Source organism: Phycicoccus sp. Soil803 (assembly GCF_001429685.1).
GTDB lineage: Bacteria > Actinomycetota > Actinomycetes > Actinomycetales > Dermatophilaceae > Pedococcus.
This window is the reverse complement of sequence record NZ_LMST01000001.1, coordinates 744,689-766,375: the sequence shown is the minus strand read 5'-3', so window position 1 is coordinate 766,375 and position 21,687 is coordinate 744,689. Positions and strand designations below refer to the sequence as shown.

Sequence of the window (21,687 nt, the reverse complement as noted above, 5' to 3'; positions counted from 1 at the left end):
CGCTGCAGCGATCGCGGTCGGCGCGAAGTCGAACCCGGTGGTGCGATATCCCAGCGAGGCAAGGTATTCGGCGTCAGCTCCGTAGCCACACCCGACGACCAGCGCCTCGCGGCCACCCCCGGCCAGGTTCTGCGCCTCAGCCCACGCCACGAGCTGTGGACGAGGGGCGCCGTAGTCCCAGGGCGGCTTGACCCCGCCCNCCGGCGTACATCCCCTCGAACATGCCGAATGGCTCGCTCGTCACCGCTCGAGACTACCGACCACGTTGTTTCAAGGCACCAGTACAGACCAGAGAGGAGGCATGAGGGACTGATCCACCAATCGGTGTCGACTCGTGCCCGTCCCATTCCGCCGCCAGTGCGGTGAGTCTTGGCTCCGCGCCAGCCTCACCGGAGATGCACTCAGTGCGGAAAGCGAACTGGCGACGACGAGGTCTCGACGTGGCTCAGCGGGCGATTCACTCTCGTCAGGGCTGGCTGCAGCACCCAAGAGGTCAGGTGCCCGAGAGGTACCCACCGCGCCGGAACCAACCAGAACTACCAGTTGGGTAGGGTCGCTATTCCGTTGACCCGTAACGGAATTCGATCACCATCAACACCTTGGGCGGACTCCTAAAGCGGGTGTCGGCAGTTCGAATCTGCCCGAGGGCACCACTTCCAAATCGCCGGTGAGAGTCCGGTCGGCCGATCCGGCAACTCGGGGGGATCTGAGTCGGTTGTGGTAAACCTCGAAGTACCGGATCGTCGAGAGGTAACCAAGTGCCGGTCTACGAAGAGATGGTCCGCGACGCACTGAGTGAGCTCGCAGACGAGGATTTTCAACGCCAGGTCTGGACCAGCCTGACCCCGTCCGGACAGTCCTCGCTCGAGGAGTGCTGGGAGCGGCTGTTCGACGACAGTGGCCTTGGCGCCGCACTCGACGGTCCGACGGAGGTGTTCGGCGAACACCCAGACCAGTTCCTCCGCGAGCTGGATGCGGCCTTGCGTCTGGTGGCGGCGACTGCCTCCGCAGATGACGTCATCGAGAGCGACGAGATGGTTCTCGTCCGCGGCCTCGCCAAGTCGGCTCTCGGCCACCTTCCCGACTAGCCCTGCGCGAAGCAAGGGCTACAGCTTCCGCGCCCTGGCGACCTCAAGTGGCTGGGGCTTGGACTCCTGGGACAGCTAGACCGGCAGCCTGAGCGCGCATGGTGGGCGGGTTAAAAGCAGCAATGAGCGCGCACACTCGATAGATGGACATCAAGGCCCTGAACTGCTTGGTAAGGGGCCACCGTTGGCAACGGGAGCGGCGGCCCAAGGACACGGAAATACTGACGTGTCGACGATGCGGAGCGGTCGAAGTCGAGAAGCACGACAACGACCATCCGACCAACCCCTTCAGCAGCGGCAGCCCCGGAGTCGGACCCCTCAGGTAACGCGCTCACCCTCTTGCTGCAGGTCACGATCGCGCAGGGCCGAGTCGACCGATGCAACGTCTGGCAACTGCAGCGGACATGCTCCAACGGCGTCCGAAGCGCATCATGGGTTCATGCTGACCTCGAAGGACGTCACACGACAGAACTTCACCCCGACGTCGATGCGTCGCGGGTATGACGAACGCGAGGTCGACGACTTCCTCGACCAGGTCATCGAGACCCTGCGCTACTACGAACAAGGGGGTCGGCCGGCTCCTCAAGCATCTGCCACACCGCAGCGCCCCGACTCTGCTGGGCTTGCACAGAAGGCGTCACGCTGGTTGCGCGGAGATCCAGAGTCCTAAGGAGCCTGTCAGTCGAGCGCGTCTCGGCCTCCCCTAAAATCAATGCACGAGCCGATCAGGCTCGCCGGACGAGGGAGCCGTACCCGGACTGCGACAAGACGGCCTTCCAGGAGCTCGTCATGGCGTGGTTGGTGCTCATTCTCTCCGGTGTCCTCGAAGCCGTTTGGGCTGTGGCCCTCGGCAAGTCCGAAGGATTCTCGCGGCTCGTTCCCTCAGTGGTGTTCCTCGCGGGGCTCGGCCTCAGCATGGGCGGGCTCGCGTACGCCTTGCGCACCCTGCCGATCGGGACCTCGTACGCGATCTGGGTCGGCATCGGGGCATCGCTGACCGTCGCCTACGGCATGGCGACCGGGGCAGAGTCGGTGACACCCGTGAAGGTGCTGCTCTTGGTTGGCCTGGTTGGCTGCGTAGTGGGCCTGAAGCTGACCCACTGAGGTACGCGAGACGGTCGAGGAGCTTGAGACCTCGGCACGAGGCCAAGCCGCAGGACGCACTGGGCCGCGACACCGCGGCATACCCTCGTTGTTTGTGTCACCACCGTCCGCGGAGCACGACCTCGTCCAACGGTCGGCGATTCAGCCGGAGGATGACAGCCAGCGGCTTGTCGGAGGGATACCCGACGGAGAGCACGTATGCCAGGAATCGTCCCTCGGGGAAGCCAAGGACGGCTCTGGCCTGGGCCTGGTCGGTGGCCGCCGCATGGCCCGTGCCGACCCCGAGGTCGGCCGCCGCGATGGTCATCGCATACGTGGCCTGGCCAAGGTCGTACTGGAGCAGCTCCGACTGCCGATCATCCTTCGGCTCCGGCGCCACGATCGCGATTGCGGCAGCCGCTCCGGCGACGTCGCGCGCGCATGGCGTCCCAGGTCTCCATGGTCCAATCCTGCGCCTCGACGTCGCGGGTGGCGACTGCCTGCCGCAGCCGGTTCGTGGGGAGACATGCAGAGCAGGAGGAGTGACTGGATTCGCGCGTGCAGCGAGGCCTCAGAGCTGCGTGTTGAGGTAGCCCTGCAGCTGTGTCACGGTCCGCGAGTTCCAGGTTCGCGCGCCGTCGGTCGCGATGCCGAGGTAGAGCTGGAGGGCCCGCATGGACGCCGGACCCCAGACATCGTCGGGGGTCGTGCCGACTCGCGTCTGCAGTGCCCGGATCGTCGTCGGGTTGAGCGTGCCGGTGACGCTGACCCCGAGCCAGCGCTGCAGCGCGGAGATCGTGTGGGCGCCGAGGGATCCGTCCAGCTTGAGTCGAGCGCCGAGCAGCCCCTCGGCAGCCTTGGCGGTGAGCACCCTCATCACCGCCGTCGCAACCTTGCCGCGGAAGGAAGAGTCCGTGGCGGCGCGTGCGGTCACCGCGGTCACCATCGCCGGGATGGTCGAGGCGTTCACGGTCAGCACCTCGTCCCCTCCGGCGTCGATGAAGCGGACGGCACGGTCGCCCGCCGACCACGCCGCGACCGCCTTGGCGTTGCCGAGGTCGTCGCTCATGACGACGCCGCTAAAGCCGAGGCCGTGCCGAAGGAGGCCCGTGATGACAGTCGGCGAGAACACCGCCGGCCGCGACCCGTCGATCTTCGTGTAGACCGCCGACGACATCATGACGATCGGGACGCCATTCGACACGGCCGACCTGAACGGCGCGATCGACCCGGAGCTCGTGGTCGTCACGGTGTCCTTCACACCCGCGGTGGTGTCGGTGTTGGCGGTGACGTAGCCCAGCCCCGGAAAGTGCTTGGCCGTCATCGCGAGGTCAGCCGAACGCTCGCCCGAGAGGAAAGCGCCACCCTTGGTCGTCACGACGCTCGGCGTGTGGCCAAACTCCCTCTGCCAGTGGCCAATCGGCGGGTTCGTCGAAGCAGTCGCAGCAGGGACGGTGTCGAGCACCGGGGCGAGGTTCACGTCCACGCCCGCCCGGCGCAGTTGTCGACCCCAGGTCCGCGCTGACGACGTCAGGGTGGTCGTCGACCACGTACCCATGGTCAGGGCGGTCGGCATCCGCGAGAACCCGCTGCCTTGCAACACCTGGACGTAGCCCCCCTCCTGGTCCGTGGAGATCCACAGCGGGACGCCCGCCGTCGCGGAGCCTGTGGCCAGCCGGTCTAGGCGCGTAGTCAGTGCACGGATCGGCGCGGCGCCGACCGTGGACCGGCCGGTGAGGATCACGTTGCCGACGTGGTATTTCCCGATCGCGGTAGCCGCAGCGGAGGACAGACCGGTGGCTGGCGTGCCGACCATGAACAGTTGGCCGATGCGCTGAGCGTTGCTCATCCGCGTGTATGCCGCCTGCGCCAGTCCCGCAGCGGTGGTCGCCTCCGCGCGGGGTACGGCCGGGGCACCGACCGAGACCACCCCCACAGCTGCGGCAACGACGAGACCACGGGTCAGACCGGAACGGGCCCGCATGGGGACCACCACCTCGGCTCGGCGGAACGCTTCACCACTGAGACGTCCAGGAGTCCGAGAAGGTTGGTGGCGTCGGCCCGGGCCCCCGCTGAGCGCCCGACAGCGACGCTAACCCCCCTGCCGGGCCGCCTGCTTCGCTGCGCGTTCCTCGCGGCGGGCGACGAACCGAGCGGCCTCCTCATCGAGGGAGGCGACGGCGGCCGCGAGCTCCTCCCGGGCCTTCTCGCCGTCGGCGTCGAGGCCCTCGAGATCCCAGACGCCCCACTGGCGCAGCATCGGAGCCACGATGTCGTCGTGGTGGATGCGCAGGTCGTAGATGCCGGCCATGGCCATCTGCACGGCCTTGCGGCCGAACCCCGGGATGATCGCGCCGGGCATCTGGAACGTGACCACCTCGTCGGTGATCGCCCGCATCGTCTGGCTCGGCGTCAGCTCGAGCGCAGCCTGGACGAGGTTCCGGTAGAAGATCATGTGGAGGTTCTCGTCCTTGGCGACCCGTGTGAGCAGCTTCTCGGCGATCGGTTCCTCGGTGTAGCGGCCCGTGTTCCGGTGCGAGACGCGGGTGGCCAGCTCTTGGAACGAGACATAGGCACAGACGTTGAGCAGTGGCTTGTCACCCGCGTCGTAACCCGTCTCCATCGTGTCCATGCGCGCCCGCTCGAGCTCGTCGGGGTCGACGCCGCGAGTGACGAGCAGGTAGTCACGGATGCAGAACGCGTGCCGCCCCTCTTCGGCGGTCCAGCGGTTGACCCAGGTCCCCCAGGCACTGTCCCGTCCGAAGGCCTGATCGATCACCCGGTGGTAGCTCGGCAGGTTGTCCTCGGTGAGGAGGTTGACCTCCAGCGCCGTGCGCGCGATCGGCGAGAGTTGCGACTGGTCTGGCGACCACGCCTCACCCCCCAGCTCGGCAAAGTCGCGGCCCAGCGACCACGGGACGTACTCGTGCGGCATCCACTCCTGGGCGGCCGCGAGGTGACGGTTGAGGTTCTCCTCGACCGTCGGCTCGAGGGCGGCGAGCAGCTGGGCGCTGTCGAGTGCGGCCATGGGATCCTCCTCGGTGACGAACGCGCAAGTCGCGCCCACCCCTGCCTACACCCTCAGAGCCCGCCGATCCACAGTTGTCAGCAGCGGGCAGCTGGCCGAACGCACAAATAGGTCACGGTGGCCTGCGCATGGACGCGCCCGCGGCGCGCCCCGCCTGCGCCGTTCGGCGATCACCAGCTCGGTCGTTACTACGACCGTCTGACGTTCGCCCAGGCGTGCACAACCGCAATCAGCCCGGCCACCGCAAGGACGACCGCAACCGCGATCGCAGCGGCCAGGGTTGCGTCGATGCCATATTCCGGCGCCGCGGCAGTAGCCACCCAAGACACGCCGGACAGCATGAGCACGGTCAGGACCCCGAGGACCCACACCAGCGGGGCAGCTTCGGAACTCCCTGACCTTGGAGGCTCAGTCGGCACTTTGACGCCACCCCCGGCGCGGCTGGTTGAGATCGAGGCCACGACGTCACTCCTAGGAGACTACGGCGGATTCGAGAAGGTAGTTGATCAGGAAGAAGCCCATGAGTGCACCGCTGGCCCACGCCGTCTGCGTCACTGCGGCCGCCGAGCTGATGGGCACCCCACCCAGCCGTCGGTCATAGTCACGCAACGCGTATACCGCCACGATCGCCATCAAGAGAAGAACCGCGCCGATCACAAGACGCCACACCAGCAGTACAACGTGCAGGTGAGTGTCGTTCAGAAGGTCGCCGACGCTTGAGTCCCCGGCGACTTCGTGTGACAGCAGCCAAGCCAGGTCACGCGACAGGAACGTCCCGTGCAGGACCAAGCAGGCGACGGTCAGCTCCACCGCAAGCGACAGGTCGTCTTCGGCCCAGTGCTGACTGCTCAGCCGCTTGAGCACAAGGCCGAGACCGGCTGAGAGCAGAGGAACCAGGGCCAGCACGCCGAGGTCCACGAGGAACCTGCCCACGTCGCCTCACGCTAGGACAAACCAAGGGCGCCTGTCCTCAGTCATCTGGACGGTCCCGGCTGCACGTCCAAGAGATGCGCGTTCGCCGCAGCCGACTTCGTTTGCGTGCCGATGACGTTGGACACGCGTGTTCGACCAAAATGCCTAGGCCTCTTGCGTGATTGACCTCGTCGTCCATGGCGCGACCATGACTCACAACGGGTTCGGAGGGGCGCTATGGCTGGTCTGTTGTTCAAGCGACGTGACACTGCTGCCACTGCGGGACGACTGCAACCCCCACGCACGTGGCGCGAGATGTTCACGCCCATCGGCGAACCGCCGGAGCGACGCCCTGCGGCCCGAGCACCCGAGGTCGCCGCCGAAGGGAAGGATGCTGACCCGTCCGCACGTGGAAGCCTCACAGAAGACAGCTTGGAGAAGGCGTTCAACTGGGCAGCCGGTGGCTTCGCCCTGCTCACGGGGCTACTGGGATTCTTCGGCATCAAGGAAGGAGTCCTGGATCAAGCGCTGCGACTCTATGCGCCAGCGACCCTCTGCATATTCATCTTCTTGGGGATCGGCATCGTTGCGGGGCTATTCGCCTACGCCCTGGACTTTGCTATCCGCCTCAGGCTTTGGGTACTAGTCGTGGCTCTCATTCTCATGTTGGTCGTGGCGTCGGTGTACTTCCCCGACATGGCGGATCGCCAGTCGATCCAACCCTTCGATCACACTCTCTGGGACTCGACTCGGCCATGGTTGGTCGGGGCCCTCTTGGTCGGACTGTTGGTCTCGGGACTCGTCGCTCTGCCGAAAGGACCCGGACTGCAGAAGGCGTACACGACGATCATTGCCCCCTTCGTCGTCATCCTCCTCGTGGTGATCCTCCTGCCACGACGGGTCGATCCGAGCACTCGTGAGCGCAAGGGCATCGACTGGCAGCGGCTCACCACGATTGGTCTCGCCGGGGCCCTGTTGCTCGCTGCGCTCTGTCTCTTGGGCTGGGCCCTGGTCAAGATGGTCACCCTTCCGATCGTGGCTGGGCTCATGGTGGTTGCCGTCACCGCCACATCGTTCGGCCTTTACGGCGCAACGAAATTGGCCCTTGAGTCGAAATCCTTGTCGATAAGCCCGCAAGTCACAGCTGCCGTGAAGAGCGCCGACGGAGCGACCAGCGTGAGTATCTCGGTCAAGGCGGGGCACTATCGAGGGCTGAAGCTCTCCGTCGAACTAATGGGTACGCCTCGAGGTCAGGCCCAACGCACTCCCGAGGACGCGGCCCACGCCTCTGAGGTGTCCATGGAGGCGCGATCGATTTGGAGCACGCTACTGAGCCCAGATGGGTTGGACGAGATCGATCAGGCCTTCGACGTGCCCGTCTCTCCGACGCGGTGGTCAGAACTATCCGTGCGCTATTGCAGTCGCCTGGCCGAAAAGATCGATGAGGCGAAGAGGGACAAGGAAGCCGAGAAGGCCAAGGATGCCAAGAAGGTGGAAGGGCCTGGCTGCGGTGAGGGCGACGCACGCCCCACGGTGGTCTCCGTACGCAACCCCTCCGCCGAGTCTGGGTTCCAGCAGCTCAACGCACAGATATCTCCTTCGGGAGAGGGCAAACTCCATGCGACGTTCGAGGCGACGGACGTGGCCCCCGGGTCACTGACCAAGGTCGAGTTGTGCCGCGGCCGTGGCAAACACCTGGCCCATGTCACTGACGCCACCATCGCGCCGAACAGCCAAGGGGAGTTGTCCTGGGAGGCCACCGTTCCTGCAGGTGCAGTCGGCGATCGCTTGGTCCTTCGTCACATGTCCTGTCCCGCCGGTAAGTGTGACGTGAGCTGGCGGCAGCTGGCGAGCTACGTGAACGAGTAGGTCACGGTAACGAGAGTCGAGCGGACCAACGGTCTGCCGGAATCCGCCTCGTGGCTCCTAGTGGTCGGCCTCCCCGCGGGTCCGTGCCGCCACCGCGGCGCGTTCTTGCTCGACGCGTTCGAGGAGCTTGGTGCCCCGTCGCTTGAGTGACGGACCGGGGTCGGTGATGCGCTTGGGCGGGGGATACCTGACCCACCAGCGGTAGGACCGGTCGCGGCGGAGGAGGTCCACGGCATACGACCTCGCGCCACTGATCGTGGCCCCGGTGTCCTCGACGCCGAAGTCGGCCGCGACCGCGACGAACGCAGGTGTGATCTTCGCGCGCTCGTACTCGAGCCGAGCCGCTGCGCGAATCGCCCACAACGGCAAGACGATCGGGACCACGACGGTGAGCAGGATCCCCGCCACGATCGCGAAGGCGCAGAGGGCCTGCGCCCAGGTCCGGGACTGCCACCCCCACGAGTCGCGGATCAGGGCGAGCGCGAGGGCGGTGAAGCCGATGCCGTAGAGCGCCGACCAGCCCACCTGGACCCCGACCGGGTGCGCTACCCGCCCGAACGCCCAGCTCACCGTGTCGGCGCTGCGGTCCTCGGCCAGCTGTTGCAACGCGAATGCAGTCACGCCCGCGATGACGACACCGCTCACGGACAGCACGATGCCCACGACCAGGCACAGCGTCCAGTGGTCCTGGAGGGTCTCGAAGACCCGGTCCCAGCCCGACGACGTGACCCAGATGGCGAGCCCGAACGGCGCCGCCACCAGGGCCAGTCGGATGAGGGCGAGGTCGAGGTAGCGCGACACTCCTCGGAGCCGCCACCAGATGCCTTGGGCGAGGTGCACCCAGGTGTGCGAGCTCGGGTGCTCCGGCGGCAGCACACCCGCCCGGACGGCGAGGCCACCCAGCGCGGCATACGGGCTGCCCATCACCGCCGGGATCGACCCCAGCAGCATGAGCCCCAACGAGAGCACCACCGTGGCGATGACGACCGTGGCGCCCTGGATCGCGCCGCCGGCTTCCGTGGCGTCCTCCCTCGCCTGGGTGACCGCCTCGGCGACCAGCGGGACGAGCGGGGTCAGCAGCACGAGTCCGTGCAACACGGTGCCCGATCTCATTGCCCCATAACTGAATCCGAGGATCAGCACTCCGAAGCCGATCGCCGTCGCCGGCCCCGACACCGCGGCGGGCAGTGCGCCGAAGAGGGACAGCACCACGAGGACGCCACCCAACGCCAGCCCGAGCGTCGCCAGCGCGCGGGCGACGCCGCGGCTGGTGAGCCCGACGACGCCCCAATAGACCACGAGCATGAGTCCCCGCAGGGCGCGGGTGAGCAGACGGAGCGCGCCGAGGCCGGAGCGCGGGGAGTCGAGGGTGGTGGCGGCGACGGCGGCAGCGGTGGTGACGGAGCGGATCAACAGGTCGCTGCTCACCTCCGACGCCAACGTCTCGCGCCCGACACCCGCGCGGTCGAACGCCGCCAGGGTCTCGACCTTCTCCGCCTGCGTGAGCGGGCTCCCGTCACGCACCTTGGTGGACACCCCGTCCAGGAAGGCCGCGTCAGCCTTGACGAGGAGCTGCCCGCGCGAGCGGGAGCTGGCACCGTCGACCTCGTCGCCGCGGATCGCCCCGAGCAGGGCGGGCAGGTCCTCCGGCACCACGTCGAGGTGGATGGCCCACGCGAAGAGCGCTGCGAGAGAGGGCATCGAGGGCGGCAGGTCACCGGGCGGGGTGTCCGGGTTGAAGGTCAGGGTCAGCTCGGCGACGGCCTCCTCCCTGAGCTTGGTGAGTCTCGGGTCACTCGCGACGATCGCCGACCCCTCGCCGAAGAGCGACACGACCAGGCCGTCGACCGTCTGCTGGGCGAGCGTGGCCGGTGGTCCGGTGACGAGGTATCCAGAGAGCTCGGCCGCGCGACGCACCCGTGACGGGTCCAGCACGGTGAGGCTCAGCACGGACGCTGCGTCGAGCCGGCCCCAGATCCAGTCGTTGAGGCGCCACGACCGTTTCAGGAAGCCACCGAACCGCAGGACCGCCATCCCACCGAGCTTGTCGTCGGCGGTGATCGAGTGTCGGGCGAAGGCGTTCGCGGTCTGTGCCGACAGCTGCACCAGGTCGACCGCGACGGTCGAGCCGTCCGTGGTCTCGTCGCCGAGTGCCGTGCTGGCGACCTCCAGCTGCAGCAGTCGGGTGAGCACCTGCTCGGCGTCAAGCGCCTTGCCGCCCCCCTTGCCGCCGCGCTCGGCCTCCGGCACCAGGAAGTCGTGCCAGGCGAGCAGCCCGTCGTCCGGGGTCATGCACCCGTCGGCGTCCGGCGACGCGGGCAGGTAAGGCACGATCCCCACGAGGCAGTCGACCACGGTCAGCACGTGGCTGCGGACCGCCCGGCCGACGTGACCGGGGTCCTCGCGGACCGAGGCCAGCCGCTTCTGGAGGCCGCGCAGCACCTCCGCCGCCCGCGCGTCGGCAGGGCCTTGCGCACCGGTCCGGGCGCGCACGATGGCGGCTTCCCGCGCGGCCAGGTCCTGGGCCTGCTGGTCGAGACCAGGCGGCTCGACGCCGAGCATCAGCACGGCGTAGCACCCGAGCCGGAACTCCCAGTAGGACTGGTTCGGCTCGAGGGTCACCAGCACCTCGTCGGTCTCCCAGTCGTCGTCGATCAGCCCGCGACAGTCGGTGAGGCGGACCGACTCCTCCGAGACCACCTGGAACGCGTTGGCCACCTTCTCGTACGCCGGACCGGGCTCCAGCACCCAGATCAGGCGGCGGATCAGGTCGATGCCGGCTTCGGCGATCCGTTCGGCCCCGCTGTTGCCCCAGGCCCAACCCGGCCCGCGGTCGGGGTGGGCGGCGTCGGGCACGTGTTCCGGCACATACGGCATACCGATGTTGCCTGGGTCGTCCAGCGCCCGCTGTGCGTTCTGTGCGGCTTGCCGCACCCGTTCGTAGCTCCACGCCGACACCTCGGCACTGGCCAGGTCGATGTTGGCCGCCCTCGCGTCGAGCAACCGCCGGGCCAGGTCACGAGCGGCCCGCCACTTGCGCAGCCGCCGATAGTGCGGGAACAGCGAGCCCGCGAGCGACTCCACCGTCTGCCGCCCGGCAGGCCCCTGGACCTCGTCGGATGGGTTCGCCTGCGCCGCAGCACCTTTGGTCGCCTCATGCGCGCCTTGGTATGCCGCGTCCGCGCCTTCGGCTGCCGCGTCGCCTTGGCGACCGGTGCCGCTCTGCGCCTCCGCGATGGTCAGCAGGATGTCAGTGCGGGTGCCTCGTCGCCCGGCAGCGGCGCGGTTGTGCTGCTCGATCTCCTCGACGAACGTCCGGCCTCCCTGCGCGGACAGGGACGACAGCACCCCGGTCAGCGTCTCGCGAAGAGTTGGCGGCGCGTCGAGCGCGTCAGCCGGGTCCTCCCCCGGCATCGGCGCATGGGGGTAGACCAGCAGCATGACCCGCCGGACCGGACGATCGGCGGGCATCGCCTGGATCGCCCTCAGCGCGTAGTGCGTCGGGGTGTTGGCCAGGAGGCCGCCGTCGACGGCGAACCGGGACCGGTCGCGGCTGTGCCGGACCTCCCCCCACGACGCGACGACCGACTCCAGGTCGGGACGCACCTTCTGGTCGTCGGCTGAGCGCGCTGAGACCCGGGTCGCCGCCTGGCCCTTCTGGGCGGGCTTACGGCCCTCGCCCACCGGCACGAAGGTCGGTTCGAAGGCCACCGGGAAGCTGGCGGAGGCGCGGGCCGCCAGCGCGAGCTCCGCCGCGGTCGCGCGGATCCGGTCCGGGGAGAACGGGTCGGGCAGCGGCTTGTCGGTGCCCGGATCACGCTCCGGGGAGGGCCATCGGCTCCAACGCAGCCGACCCGCGTGCAGGGCCTGCGGCAACGGCTGGCCGAGGGCGTCGGTCGTGACCAGCTGGTTGCCCTGGAGCACGGTGGTGGCCATCGTCAGGTCGATCGGCGCCTGCGCCGCTGTCGTCGTCTTGAGTGGCCAGGCAAGGGCACCGAGCGCCTTGCTCAGCTCGGGCAGGAAGTACTCGTCACCGCGCATCAGCGAGGAGGGAGAGCCCACGAACGGCGTCCGGAGCAACGTCTCCAGCTGGCCCTGCTCGATCCACAGGTCGCGCAGCGTCGCGATCCGCGCGGCCTGGTTCACCTGCGCCAAGGCGAGCGCAGCGCCGTTGATCCCGCCAGCCGACGTGCCGGCGATGACGTCGACCCGGGCGACGCAGCCAGCCAGTCGCAGCATCAGGGCATAGGGACTGTCCGGCTTGTCAGGATCGGCCTTGGCGAGCCGGTCCAGCTCGGTGACCGTGCCACCCATCCACACCGCGAGGCTGACCCCACCGTTCAGCACCACGCCGAACCGGACCTCCTCACGAGGGACGTCCTTCAAGTCGGCATGGCCCGCCAGCCCGGAAACGTCGTTCGTCATCGTGACTCCTTCGAGCCGTGCTGCTGAACTTCGATTCGCTCGTGAGGGCCGCGGAGCAAGGCAGACTCAGCTGTGGGCTTGTGAACGCCCTCATCACCCACCGGTCGACGCGGGAACCGCCGTCCACCTACGAGCCATTGTGTGGCGCAGTGAACCTCGAAGGTTCGTCCATTTGCATGAGTCGTTGTGCAACTGCGAGCGTTCTACGGGTTCTCGCCCGTCCTCTCCCCCGCATGCTCCGGTGACTGGTAGGGGTCGGTGATCTTCCGAAGCTCGGTGAGGGCCTGGCGCAGTTGCTGCATGCGCTTGGCGCCGAGATGGGCCCGCCACTCCTCCTCGATGCGTTCCTCCTCGGCCCGGGCGAGCGGGATGGCCTTCCTGGCTCGAGCGGTCATACGCACCAGGCGGGCCCGGCCGTCGGTGGGATCGGCAACACGCTCGACGTAGCCGGCGCGCTCGAGCTTGTCGACCAGGGCGGTGGCGGTCTGCTTGGCGATCTGAGCGCGTTCGGCGAGCACGCTCAGCCGGGTGCCATCGGGGTCGATGCCCATCATGAGCCGGCTCTGCGCGATGGTGACGTCGTCGAAGCCGCGCTTCTGGAGCGCCTCAAAGATGCGGTTGGCAGCCGATCGCGAGGCGATGAACATCAACAGGCTGGCCGGTAGTTCGCGCTCCATGGCGTCCCTTCACAAAGTCCCATCATCGAACTATAGTAGTTCGTTGATAGGACTAGTTTGACACGGAGAGGTCATGAACACGAAACGCGACACGGTGGTCGACTTCTGGTTCGACCCGGTCTGCCCCTACTCGTGGACGGCCTCCCGCTGGCTGATCGAGGTGGGCCGGCTCAAGCGGCTGACGGTGCGTCATCACGTCTTGAGCCTGTACCTGCTCAACCAGGGCCGCACCGACATCGCGCCGGAGTACCGCCACAACATCGAGGCGAGCCGCGGGCCGGCCAAGGTGGCCACGGCGGTGGTGACGCGGTGCGGGATGCAGGCCCTCGCCGACTTCTACACGGCCTTCGGCCAGCAGGTGTTCGACGTATGGCGCCGGCCCACCTCGGCGGAGTATCACGAGGCGATCAGGGCGGCCCTGGCGGAGGTGGGGCTGCCGGGCGAGCTGGAGGGTGCCATGGAGTCCGAGGTGCACGACGAAGCCCTGCGGGCCAGTCACGACGCGGGCGTGACCCTCGTGGGACGGGGCGACGTCGGGACGCCGATCACGTCCTTCGACGGTGGCGCGTTCTTTGGTCCGGTCCTCAACGCGATCCCGCGTGGTGAGCACGCGCTCCAGGTGTTCGAAGGTGCCCGCATGCTCGCGGCCTACCCGCAGTTCTTCGAGCTCAAGCGCACCCGCCTGCAGCCCCCGGTCTTCACCTGACGGAGCCGTGTTCACCCGAAGGAGACGTGATGGGAACCCTGACAGCCACCGAAGCCGATGCCCTGTGGGCCGGGATCGACGAGCAGCGAGCCAGGACCGCCGCGCTGCTCGAGGGCCTCACGGCCGAGCAGTGGGAGCATCCGTCGCTCTGTGACGGCTGGACCGTGCGACACGTCGCTGCGCACCTCACCATGCAGCAGCAACGCGTGCGGGACGCACTGGGCTTCATCGTCCGCCATCCCCGGATCCTGCAGAGCATGCCGTTGAACACCTTCATCCACGACGCCGGAGTCGTGCAGGCGCAGGCCCTGTCCACGGAACAGATCATCACGGGCATCAAGGCCGGGATCGGGTCACGACGTCACAATCCCGGGCTCACGCCATTGGAGACGCTGACCGACATCCTCGTGCACAGCCAGGACATCGCCATCCCCCTCGGCGCGGATCTCCCCATGCAGCCCTCTCTCAGCGCCCTGGCCGCGGCTCGACGCTGGGACACCCGCGACACCTGGCTCGCCAAGGTCAACCGCCGACTGCCGTGGGCGACCTGCCGACTGAACGCCACCGACGTCGACTGGACCCGCGGCGAAGGACCTGCAGTGTCCGGGCCGATCGGCGCCATCCTGCTGCTGATCACCGGACGACCCGTGGCGCTCGATCAGCTCACCGGCGACGGTGCGGATGCGCTCCGCCTCAGCGGCGCGAGGTCGGCATAGTGTGAGGACGTGCGCCACGCAGCCGTCGAGCCGGTTTCCGCGGAGGCGCCGCGCCTGACCGGCCTCACGATGATGAGCCAGAGCTGGCGTGACCTCACCTTCCTGCACTGGGCCGTGAAGCCGGAGACCGTTGCGCACCTCATGCCGCCCGGTGTCCGCCCCGACACCCTCGACGGCGTCACCTACGTCGGACTCATCCCGTTCCGGATGGTCGGCGCGGGTCTCGGCCACGGTCCCGGCATCCCCTATCTCGGCTCGTTCCTGGAGACCAACGTGCGGCTCTACTCGGTCGACGACACGGGTCGCCGCGGCATCGTCTTCCTCAGCCTCGACGCCGACCGCGCGACGGTGGTCGTCGGCGCCCGACTCGCGTTCGGCTTGCCGTACCGCTGGGCGCGGATGAGCTACCAAGCCAACGGCGACACGCACACGTATGTCGCGCGGCTGCGCCGTGCTGGAAGCCCACCTTCCAGCCGCGTCGTGGTCCGCGCGAGCGCTCGGCGCCAGAGCACGGAGCTCGACCACTTCCTCAGCGCACGGTGGGGACTGCACGTGCACTGGTGGGGCCGCACCCTGTACGTGCCGAACCACCACGCGCCGTGGCCGATCCACGACGCTGAGCTGCTGGAGCTCGACGACGGGCTGGTCGCCTCGGCCGGCTGCTCCGGCCTCACCAGCCGTCCGCCGGACCACCTGGGCTTCAGTCCGGGAGTACACACCTTCTTCGGGCTCCCGGGAGACGCGACCCGTCCCCGCCGCCCCTAGTGGCTGTCGGCCAGCTGCAGATGGTCCAGAGCTCAGTCCGCAGGCGCCGTGGTTGCTGCAACATCTAGACCTGTCGAGGAGTGGTGTCAGTAGCGGAGGTCGGCCTGCACACCGTAGTGGTCGGAGGGAAACGTCGTCTTCACAGCGTCGGTCCCCACCAGCTCCGTGTGGCGTGGATGTCCTGCTGCCCCGCGTCGTGGGGCGGCGGAGAAGATGAAGTCGATGCGGCGGTTCGGCCAGAGCAGCTGCTGCGCCCACGGGTTCGAGTTCGACCACGTGAAGCCGGGCTCTGACGACCCGGCCACCTCCCACGCGTCGTAGAAGGACAGCCCCGGGGCAGGGGCCTTCGTCTGTCCGGTGACCATCCGGATCTCGTCGCTGCGGGGGTCCGCATTGAAGTCACCGCACATGACGAGCGGGTTTGCGTCGTGCTGCCTCGCGCCCACGTGGGCGAGGAGCTCCCGCACCGCTTCCTGGCGAGCTTCACTCTCGTCGAACCACCACGCATCCATCACCACGCCGTAGACCTGGATTGGGCCGCGCGGACCTGACACCTCCGCATACTGCACGCGTGCCTCGCCGAACGTGTGACTGGAGCTGACGGTGATCGGCCACCGAGACATCACGGCCACGCCCGACAGCGCCGCCTCGTCCTCCTGCGCCGGCACCCCGCTGAACACGTGGTGCGGAAGGCCGATCGGTCCGGCCAACCGAGCGGCCTGGCTGTCCGCCTCCTTGGCCCACGACTCGGTCAGGACGACGATGTCCGGCGCGGCGTTGCGGAGCGTCGCCATGATCGCCGCCTCACGCTGCTGCCACCGGCCGTACAGGCCCCACACGTTCCAGGTGACCACGCGTACGGTCGTGTCGATCAGGGTTCCGTAGAACTGCGGCGGGAGGTCCAGTTCGTCGGCCATCGCCCCATGGTGCCCAGACCAGGCCGGGCCCTGCCAGCCGAGGACGGCGCCTGTGCCAGGCGACCTGGAGAGCTCAGCGGGTGGGCACGCCTGTTGCGGGCGGCGACGCCCTCGATAGCGTGATCCAGCACGCATCCCTCGACGGCGAAGGACGGCCCCCGTGTCCTCACGACTCACGGTTCCAGGCAACCCGGTCGCGAACCCCGACTCGGTCGTGCAGGGCGAGCACTGGCGGATCACGGTCCTCACTCCGGGGCTCGTGCGCCTCGAGTGGTCGGACGAGGGCTCCTTCGAGGACCGCGCCAGCACGTTCGCGGTCAACCGCGCGCTGCCCACCCCCGAGGTCGAGGTGCACCGCGACGGTGAACGGGTCGAGCTGTCGACCGGCCTGCTCCACCTGGCCTACGACGGGATGCCGTTCAGCCCCAGTGGTCTCGTCGTGCAGGCGACCTCGCCGATGCCGGGCTCGCACACCGTGGAGTGGCGGTTCGGCGAGCCGGCCGACGGGTTGGGTGGCACGGCGCGCACGCTCGACGACATCGACGGGGCGGTGCCGCTCGGCCCGGGAGTGGTGTCGCGCAACGGGATCGCGGTCATCGACGACTCCGAGTCGTTCCTCATCGAGGACGGCGCGGCCGCCCCTCGCAAGCAAGGCACCACGGACCTCTACGTCTTCGCGCGCGGCCACGACTACCGTGCCGCCGTCGCCGACCTCTACGCCGTGTCGGGCGACGTGCCGATGCTCCCCCGCTGGGCGCTCGGCAACTGGTGGAGCCGTTACCACCCCTACTCCGCCGACGAGTACCTCGACGTGATGGACGCGTTCGACCAGGAGCAGGTGCCGCTGTCGGTCGCGGTGATCGACATGGACTGGCACTGGGTCGACATCGACCCGCGGTTCGGCGTCGGCTGGACCGGCTACTCCTGGAACAAGGACCTCTTCCCCGACCCGCCTGCCTTCCTCGCCGAGCTGCACCGTCGCGGCCTCGCCGTGACGCTCAACGTGCACCCCGCCGACGGCGTCCGCGCCTTCGAGGACGCCTACCCCCAGGTCGCCGAGGACATGGGCGTCGACCCGGCCACCGAGCGAGCGATCCCATTCGACCCGACCGACGCGCGCTTCATGGAGTCGTACTTCACGCGGCTCCACCACCCGCTCGAGGACGAGGGTGTCGACTTCTGGTGGCTGGACTGGCAGCAGGGCTCGTTCAGCCGCACGCCCGGTGTGGATCCGTTGTGGCTGTTGAACATCGAGCACTTCAACGACTCTGCGCGACGCGGCCAGCTGCCACTGACCTTCTCCCGGTACGCCGGTCCGGGCAGCCACCGCTACCCCATCGGCTTCTCCGGCGACACCCACATCACGTGGGACTCCCTCGACTTCCAGCCCTACTTCACCGCGAGCGCCTCGAACATCGGCTACGGCTGGTGGAGCCACGACATCGGCGGCCACTGGTACGGCAGTCGCGACGACGACCTCACCGTGCGCTGGGTGCAGCTCGGCGTCTTCTCGCCGATCATGCGACTGCACTCGTCGCTGCATCCCTTCATCCGCAAGGAGCCGTGGAACTTCCCGGCCGAGCCGCGCGCCACCATCGACACCTTCCTGCGACTGCGGCACCGGCTGATCCCCTACCTGCACACCATGAACGCCCGGGCGGCACGCGACGGGGCACCGCTCGTGGAGCCGATGTACTGGGGCGACCCCGGCGCCGACGAGTCGTACGACGTGCCGACGCAGTTCCGGTTCGGGACCGAGCTCGTCGTCGCCCCGATCACGACTCCGCAGCATCGGACCCTGGGACTCGGCAGTGTCCAGGCCTGGCTGCCCGAGGGCGACTGGACCGACCTCTTCACCGGTACGCGCTACCGCGGCGGGCGCCAGCTCCGGCTGCACCGCCCGATGGAGACGCTGCCGGTACTGCTCCGGGCCGGCGGCATCCTCCCCCTGGCCGGTGGCGAGGACCAGAGCGTCGGCACCGAGCTCCCCGATCGGCTCGAGCTGGTGGTCGCACCCGGAGCGGATGGTCGTTTCGAGCTCGTGGAGGACGACGGCAGCGCCGACGCCCACACCGCCGTCACGACGATCACCTGGGACCACGCCAGTCGGACGCTCACGGTGGCGCCCGCCACCGGGGACACGGACGTGCTGCCCGCTTCGCGCGACTGGTCCGTGGTGCTGCTCGGCGCCAACGCCGTTGCGACACAAGGCGACATGAGCGTCGACGTTGAGTCGACCAGTGTCGGCACGCGGTTCAGCCTGGGCGCCGTCGCCACCGACTCAGGTGTCACCCTCACGCTGGGCGAGGTCAAGCCCTTCGACTGGAACCGGACCGCCGAGCTGCTGCGGCAAGTCCTCGACCGGGCGCGGATGGACCACAACCTCAAGCGCACCGCCTTCGACCTCGTCAAGGCAGCTGACGGGCCGACGGACGCAGCCGCCCGGCTCCGCGGGCTCGAGCTCGACCACGAGGTCGAGGCGGCGCTGCTCGAGCTCGCCCTGGCCCACTACTGAGCCACGTCATGGAGCTGGAGTTCAGCGGAGAGATCTGGCACTGGAAGGGTCCGTCACCGTTTCACTTCGTCACCGTGCCCGAGGAGCTCTGCGACGCGCTCGACGCGACGGCCGGGCTGGTCAGCTACGGCTGGGGGATGATCCCGGTGCGCGTCAGCATCGGTGGCACCGACTGGACGACGTCGTTGTGGCCCAAGGACGGTCGTTACATCGTGCCGCTCAAGGCCGCGGTGCGACGGGCCGAAGGGCTCGAGGTCGGCGCCACGACCACGATCCAGCTCTTCGTCGACGTCTGAGCCAGCCGCGCCGGAGCCTCGAAGGCCAACCTCGGGTGAACGGCCAGAAACGCTGTGAAAATCGGTCGAAAGCCCCCACGGGCATGGGGCTGGGGGTACCTTCGCCACACCCCCGACGCCACACCCGCCTCAGCCTCCCCAGCCGCGGCACGCCCCCAAGGACTCGGCATGACCACACGCGCGCGTTCCCTCCTGACCTCCTCCGCCGTCGTCGCAGTCCTGGCCGCCACCGCGCTGGTCGCGCCGACCGCCACGGCGTCGCCCGCCGCCACGGTCACCACCACGGCTCCGGCCGTGAGCGCACCGACGCTCGTCACGGCATACGAACCGTCCGCTGCCGACGCCCGCATCGTCAGCAAGCTGACCGCCCGGGTGACCACGGCGCGGTTCGGGACGCAGTTCAGCGGCGCGGTCATGGACGCGCACACCGGCAAGCTGCTGTGGAGCAAGAACGGCAACACCGCTCTCAAGCCGGCGTCGACGATCAAGTTCGTCGCGGCCACGAACGCGCTGCGCCGCTTCGGTCCCACCTACCGCTTCAGCACTACCGTCCGTCGCGGCACCCAGGCCGACCAGGTGGTCCTGATCGGCTCCGGCGACCCCGCGCTCTCGTCGACCCAGCTGGTGTCGCTGGCCAAGCAGACTGCGTACGCCATGAAGGCCAACGGCCAGCTGCGCGTGCGCCTGTATGCCGATGACACCCTCTTCGCCGCGCCGAGCCTCGCGGCGGGCTGGCCCTCGACCTACATCCCCGACGAAACCACGTGGCTGCGCGCGCTCGTCGTCGACCAGCGCCAGGTCAGCGACACCACCATCGACGCGGCCAAGATCTTCGCGGCGAAGCTCAAGACCTACGGGATCACCGTCGCCAGCGTCACCCGTGGCACCGCGTCGACCGCCAACCCGGTCCTCGCGACCTCCGCGGGCCAGACGGTCGACCAGATCGTCACGCGGATGATGATGGAGTCGGACAACGAGCACGCCGAGGCGCTGCACCGGCTCGTCGGCGTGCGTTCCGGCGCCGGCAAGACGTGGTCAGCTGCCAGCTCCGCCGCCACGAAGGGCCTGACCTACGAAGGCCTTGCCGCGACGGCGATCTACGACGGGTCGGGGTTGTCACGCAGCGACCGGCTGACCAGCATCCAGCTCGCGAAGATGGTCAAGAACACGTTCGAGCCGGCCAACCGGGTGCCGTTCCGGATCCTGCGGTCCAGCCCGGGGCTGCCGCAGGCCGGCATGACCGGCACGCTGAGGGCGTCGTACGACCGGTTCACCGCTAGCACGTCGAAGTGCGCGGCCGGCAAGGTCTACGCGAAGACCGGCACGCTGAGGGACGCGGTGGCCCTGGCCGGCTGGACGATCGGCAAGGACGGGCGCATCAAGGCGTTCGCGTTCATCATCAACGGCAACCCGACCTCGACGACGGTCATGCGACAGAACATCGACATGCTCGCCGCCACGGTCAACGGCTGCTACTGACCCGTCTCGCGGGCCAGCCTGGCCGCGGCGACCCTGGCTGCGCGCTGCCGCTCGAGCCGGCGGTGCGGGTCCTCGGCGTCTCCGAGCTGCGCGGGGCCGTACAGGTGCATCCCGATCCACTTGACCCGGTAGCCGAGGCGGTATCCCCACGACAGTCCTTCGCGATCAGCCTTGCTCATCTGCTCTCCCTTGGTCTGCGTCCATATTACTTAGTGGGCTAACTATCGCTGCACTAACGATAGCCCCGGTCGGGCTAGACTCGAAATCGTGACTGCATCGACGAAGAGTGCTCGCCGCCCGTTGCCCGCTGACGGGACCGACCTCCTCCAGCTCGACCGCCAGGTCTGCTTCGCCCTGGCGGTCGCGTCGCGCAACGTGATCGCGCTCTACCGGCCGCTGCTCGAGCCGATGGGGCTGACCCACCCGCAGTACCTCGTCATGCTCGCCCTCTGGGAGAACTCGCCCTTGCGGGTCAGCGAGCTGGCTACCCGACTCAGCCTGGAGCCGGCCACCCTCTCGCCGCTGCTCAAGCGGCTGGAAGCCAGCGGCATGGTCACCCGTGGGCGTGACCCGCTCGACGACCGCGCCCTGGCCGTCTCCCTGACGCGCAAGGGAGCCGCGGCGCGCAAGCGCGCCGAACGCATCCCGCCTGCGATCATCGACCGCCTCGGCATGGAGCTCTCCGAGCTCGAAGCCATGCGCGACGGCCTCACCCGCCTCATCGAAGCGGCCGCACCCTCCTCATCCTGACCACGCGGCATCCCCAGGCCTGGGCGCTGAGCCGCCCTCGAGGCTCAGACCGCGCCGGTGCCACCGTCGACGTCGCCACCGATGCCCGGCGTGACCTTGAACGAGCCGGGCCTCATGTCGCCGTACTCGTCGGCCCGTCGCTCGTCGCGGGTGCGCTTGACTCCCCCTCATCCGTTGGGTTGATCGTCCGCCATGCGAGGGTGTGGGTCAACGAGTGCGCAGACATGACCACNCCGCCGATGCGGTGCGTCAGGTGCACACCGTGCTCGACCGCTGCGCTCCCGTTGACGACCTCGATGGGTATGCCGCGTCGCGCCTCCTCGGCGACGTCCAGCGGGCCAGGACCCGGCTGGAGGCGATGGAGCTCTCGCTCGTCGCCACGGTCGACAAGTCACCCGTCGCCGCCGACGCCGGGATGACCGGCACCGCGGCGTGGCTGGCCGCCCGGTCCCGACGGGATG

At 68.7% G+C, this 21,687-nt stretch carries 20 protein-coding genes and 1 riboswitch; of the genes, 11 read left to right on the top strand and 9 right to left on the bottom strand.

Features of this window, described 5'->3' with window-relative positions; translation table 11 throughout:
- A partial coding sequence (locus ASG95_RS22305; protein ID WP_200961968.1) for a methyltransferase domain-containing protein occupies window positions 1–150 on the bottom strand: 150 nt, incomplete at its 3' end.
- Between the two features lie 608 nt (window positions 151–758).
- Here ASG95_RS22305 and ASG95_RS03675 point away from each other — a divergent pair.
- From ASG95_RS03675 to ASG95_RS03670, 3 genes are all read left to right on the top strand, one after another.
- A complete protein-coding gene (locus ASG95_RS03675) occupies window positions 759–1,088 on the top strand; it encodes a hypothetical protein (protein WP_057376599.1) in 330 nt (109 codons plus the stop codon).
- Between the two features lie 439 nt (window positions 1,089–1,527).
- Window positions 1,528–1,758 (top strand): DivIVA domain-containing protein, encoded by a 231-nt coding sequence (locus tag ASG95_RS21165; protein ID WP_157581710.1) that lies wholly within the window; start codon window positions 1,528–1,530, stop codon window positions 1,756–1,758.
- 43 nt (window positions 1,759–1,801) lie between these two features.
- A riboswitch (guanidine-III (ykkC-III) riboswitch) is annotated at window positions 1,802–1,866 on the top strand.
- Window positions 1,867–1,877: 11 nt separating this feature from the next.
- Window positions 1,878–2,192 (top strand): multidrug efflux SMR transporter, encoded by a 315-nt coding sequence (locus tag ASG95_RS03670; RefSeq protein WP_056922265.1) that lies wholly within the window; start codon window positions 1,878–1,880, stop codon window positions 2,190–2,192.
- Between the two features lie 97 nt (window positions 2,193–2,289).
- Here the strand turns inward: ASG95_RS03670 and ASG95_RS03665 are convergent, their stop codons facing one another.
- The 4 genes from ASG95_RS03665 to ASG95_RS03645 all read right to left on the bottom strand — a co-directional run bounded on the left by ASG95_RS03665 (window position 2,290) and on the right by ASG95_RS03645 (window position 6,132).
- Window positions 2,290–2,640, bottom strand: a complete 351-nt coding sequence (locus tag ASG95_RS03665) for a nitroreductase family protein (RefSeq protein ID WP_255358347.1) — start codon at window positions 2,638–2,640, stop codon at window positions 2,290–2,292.
- 102 nt (window positions 2,641–2,742) lie between these two features.
- Window positions 2,743–4,155 carry a glycoside hydrolase family 3 N-terminal domain-containing protein gene (locus tag ASG95_RS03660; RefSeq protein ID WP_082593031.1) on the bottom strand — a complete coding sequence of 471 codons (1,413 nt, stop codon included), beginning with the start codon at window positions 4,153–4,155 and terminating at the stop codon, window positions 2,743–2,745.
- Between the two features lie 108 nt (window positions 4,156–4,263).
- Window positions 4,264–5,199, bottom strand: coding sequence for an acyl-ACP desaturase (locus ASG95_RS03655; protein ID WP_057376596.1), 936 nt, complete (start codon window positions 5,197–5,199; stop codon window positions 4,264–4,266).
- Between the two features lie 471 nt (window positions 5,200–5,670).
- Window positions 5,671–6,132, bottom strand: a complete 462-nt coding sequence (locus ASG95_RS03645; protein WP_057376594.1) for a hypothetical protein — start codon at window positions 6,130–6,132, stop codon at window positions 5,671–5,673.
- A 294-nt stretch (window positions 6,133–6,426) separates the two neighbouring features.
- On the opposite strand from ASG95_RS03645, the gene ASG95_RS03640 reads away from it, so the two are divergent.
- Window positions 6,427–7,980: a hypothetical protein gene (locus ASG95_RS03640; RefSeq protein WP_157581709.1), complete on the top strand. Its 1,554-nt coding sequence runs from the start codon at window positions 6,427–6,429 to the stop codon at window positions 7,978–7,980.
- 57 nt (window positions 7,981–8,037) lie between these two features.
- Here the strand turns inward: ASG95_RS03640 and ASG95_RS03635 are convergent, their stop codons facing one another.
- Both ASG95_RS03635 and ASG95_RS03630 read right to left on the bottom strand, forming a co-directional pair.
- Window positions 8,038–12,405: a patatin-like protein gene (locus ASG95_RS03635; RefSeq protein ID WP_057376592.1), complete on the bottom strand. Its 4,368-nt coding sequence runs from the start codon at window positions 12,403–12,405 to the stop codon at window positions 8,038–8,040.
- Window positions 12,406–12,608: 203 nt separating this feature from the next.
- Window positions 12,609–13,082: a MarR family winged helix-turn-helix transcriptional regulator gene (locus ASG95_RS03630; protein ID WP_057376591.1), complete on the bottom strand. Its 474-nt coding sequence runs from the start codon at window positions 13,080–13,082 to the stop codon at window positions 12,609–12,611.
- Between the two features lie 73 nt (window positions 13,083–13,155).
- Here ASG95_RS03630 and ASG95_RS03625 point away from each other — a divergent pair, with 73 nt between their 5' ends.
- Genes ASG95_RS03625 through ASG95_RS03615 form a run of 3 tightly spaced genes read left to right on the top strand, consistent with a single transcriptional unit; the run spans window position 13,156 to window position 15,269 of the window.
- Window positions 13,156–13,788: a DsbA family protein gene (locus ASG95_RS03625; protein WP_057376590.1), complete on the top strand. Its 633-nt coding sequence runs from the start codon at window positions 13,156–13,158 to the stop codon at window positions 13,786–13,788.
- 29 nt (window positions 13,789–13,817) lie between these two features.
- Window positions 13,818–14,504: a maleylpyruvate isomerase family mycothiol-dependent enzyme gene (locus tag ASG95_RS03620; RefSeq protein WP_057376589.1), complete on the top strand. Its 687-nt coding sequence runs from the start codon at window positions 13,818–13,820 to the stop codon at window positions 14,502–14,504.
- Window positions 14,505–14,513: 9 nt separating this feature from the next.
- Window positions 14,514–15,269 (top strand): YqjF family protein, encoded by a 756-nt coding sequence (locus ASG95_RS03615; RefSeq protein ID WP_369820354.1) that lies wholly within the window; start codon window positions 14,514–14,516, stop codon window positions 15,267–15,269.
- Window positions 15,270–15,355: 86 nt separating this feature from the next.
- Here the strand turns inward: ASG95_RS03615 and ASG95_RS03610 are convergent, their stop codons facing one another.
- A complete protein-coding gene (locus ASG95_RS03610) occupies window positions 15,356–16,186 on the bottom strand; it encodes an endonuclease/exonuclease/phosphatase family protein (protein ID WP_057376588.1) in 831 nt (276 codons plus the stop codon).
- Between the two features lie 160 nt (window positions 16,187–16,346).
- Between ASG95_RS03610 and ASG95_RS03605 the strand changes: the two genes are divergently transcribed.
- The 3 genes from ASG95_RS03605 to ASG95_RS03595 all read left to right on the top strand — a co-directional run bounded on the left by ASG95_RS03605 (window position 16,347) and on the right by ASG95_RS03595 (window position 20,476).
- Entirely contained in the window at window positions 16,347–18,701 is a 2,355-nt protein-coding gene (locus ASG95_RS03605; RefSeq protein WP_057376587.1) for a glycoside hydrolase family 31 protein, read from the top strand.
- Window positions 18,702–18,709: 8 nt separating this feature from the next.
- The gene (locus tag ASG95_RS03600) at window positions 18,710–18,997 is read left to right on the top strand and encodes a DUF1905 domain-containing protein (RefSeq protein WP_057376586.1); all 288 of its coding nucleotides are present in this window, start codon (window positions 18,710–18,712) and stop codon (window positions 18,995–18,997) included.
- A 168-nt stretch (window positions 18,998–19,165) separates the two neighbouring features.
- A complete protein-coding gene (locus tag ASG95_RS03595) occupies window positions 19,166–20,476 on the top strand; it encodes a D-alanyl-D-alanine carboxypeptidase/D-alanyl-D-alanine-endopeptidase (RefSeq protein WP_057376585.1) in 1,311 nt (436 codons plus the stop codon).
- Here ASG95_RS03595 and ASG95_RS03590 read toward each other — a convergent pair.
- On the bottom strand, window positions 20,470–20,655 hold the full coding sequence (locus tag ASG95_RS03590; RefSeq protein WP_056922245.1) for a hypothetical protein: 186 nt from the start codon (window positions 20,653–20,655) through the stop codon (window positions 20,470–20,472). The two genes, ASG95_RS03595 and ASG95_RS03590, sit on opposite strands and share 7 nt — an antisense overlap.
- Before the next feature lie 88 nt (window positions 20,656–20,743).
- On the opposite strand from ASG95_RS03590, the gene ASG95_RS03585 reads away from it, so the two are divergent.
- Window positions 20,744–21,226: a MarR family winged helix-turn-helix transcriptional regulator gene (locus ASG95_RS03585; RefSeq protein ID WP_057376584.1), complete on the top strand. Its 483-nt coding sequence runs from the start codon at window positions 20,744–20,746 to the stop codon at window positions 21,224–21,226.
- Window positions 21,227–21,687: the final 461 nt, after the last annotated feature.

Bases quoted from the DNA above. Each gene is read 5' to 3' on its own strand.
- ASG95_RS21165 (WP_157581710.1), top strand. From the start codon at position 1,528: ATGCTGACCTCGAAGGACGTCACACGACAGAACTTCACCCCGACGTCG.
- ASG95_RS03670 (WP_056922265.1), top strand. From the start codon at position 1,878: ATGGCGTGGTTGGTGCTCATTCTCTCCGGTGTCCTCGAAGCCGTTTGG.
- ASG95_RS03660 (WP_082593031.1), bottom strand. From the start codon at position 4,155: ATGCGGGCCCGTTCCGGTCTGACCCGTGGTCTCGTCGTTGCCGCAGCT.
- ASG95_RS03655 (WP_057376596.1), bottom strand. From the start codon at position 5,199: ATGGCCGCACTCGACAGCGCCCAGCTGCTCGCCGCCCTCGAGCCGACG.
- ASG95_RS03640 (WP_157581709.1), top strand. From the start codon at position 6,427: ATGTTCACGCCCATCGGCGAACCGCCGGAGCGACGCCCTGCGGCCCGA.
- ASG95_RS03635 (WP_057376592.1), bottom strand. From the start codon at position 12,405: ATGACGAACGACGTTTCCGGGCTGGCGGGCCATGCCGACTTGAAGGAC.
- ASG95_RS03630 (WP_057376591.1), bottom strand. From the start codon at position 13,082: ATGGAGCGCGAACTACCGGCCAGCCTGTTGATGTTCATCGCCTCGCGA.
- ASG95_RS03625 (WP_057376590.1), top strand. From the start codon at position 13,156: ATGAACACGAAACGCGACACGGTGGTCGACTTCTGGTTCGACCCGGTC.
- ASG95_RS03620 (WP_057376589.1), top strand. From the start codon at position 13,818: ATGGGAACCCTGACAGCCACCGAAGCCGATGCCCTGTGGGCCGGGATC.
- ASG95_RS03610 (WP_057376588.1), bottom strand. From the start codon at position 16,186: ATGGCCGACGAACTGGACCTCCCGCCGCAGTTCTACGGAACCCTGATC.
- ASG95_RS03600 (WP_057376586.1), top strand. From the start codon at position 18,710: ATGGAGCTGGAGTTCAGCGGAGAGATCTGGCACTGGAAGGGTCCGTCA.
- ASG95_RS03595 (WP_057376585.1), top strand. From the start codon at position 19,166: ATGACCACACGCGCGCGTTCCCTCCTGACCTCCTCCGCCGTCGTCGCA.
- ASG95_RS03590 (WP_056922245.1), bottom strand. From the start codon at position 20,655: ATGAGCAAGGCTGATCGCGAAGGACTGTCGTGGGGATACCGCCTCGGC.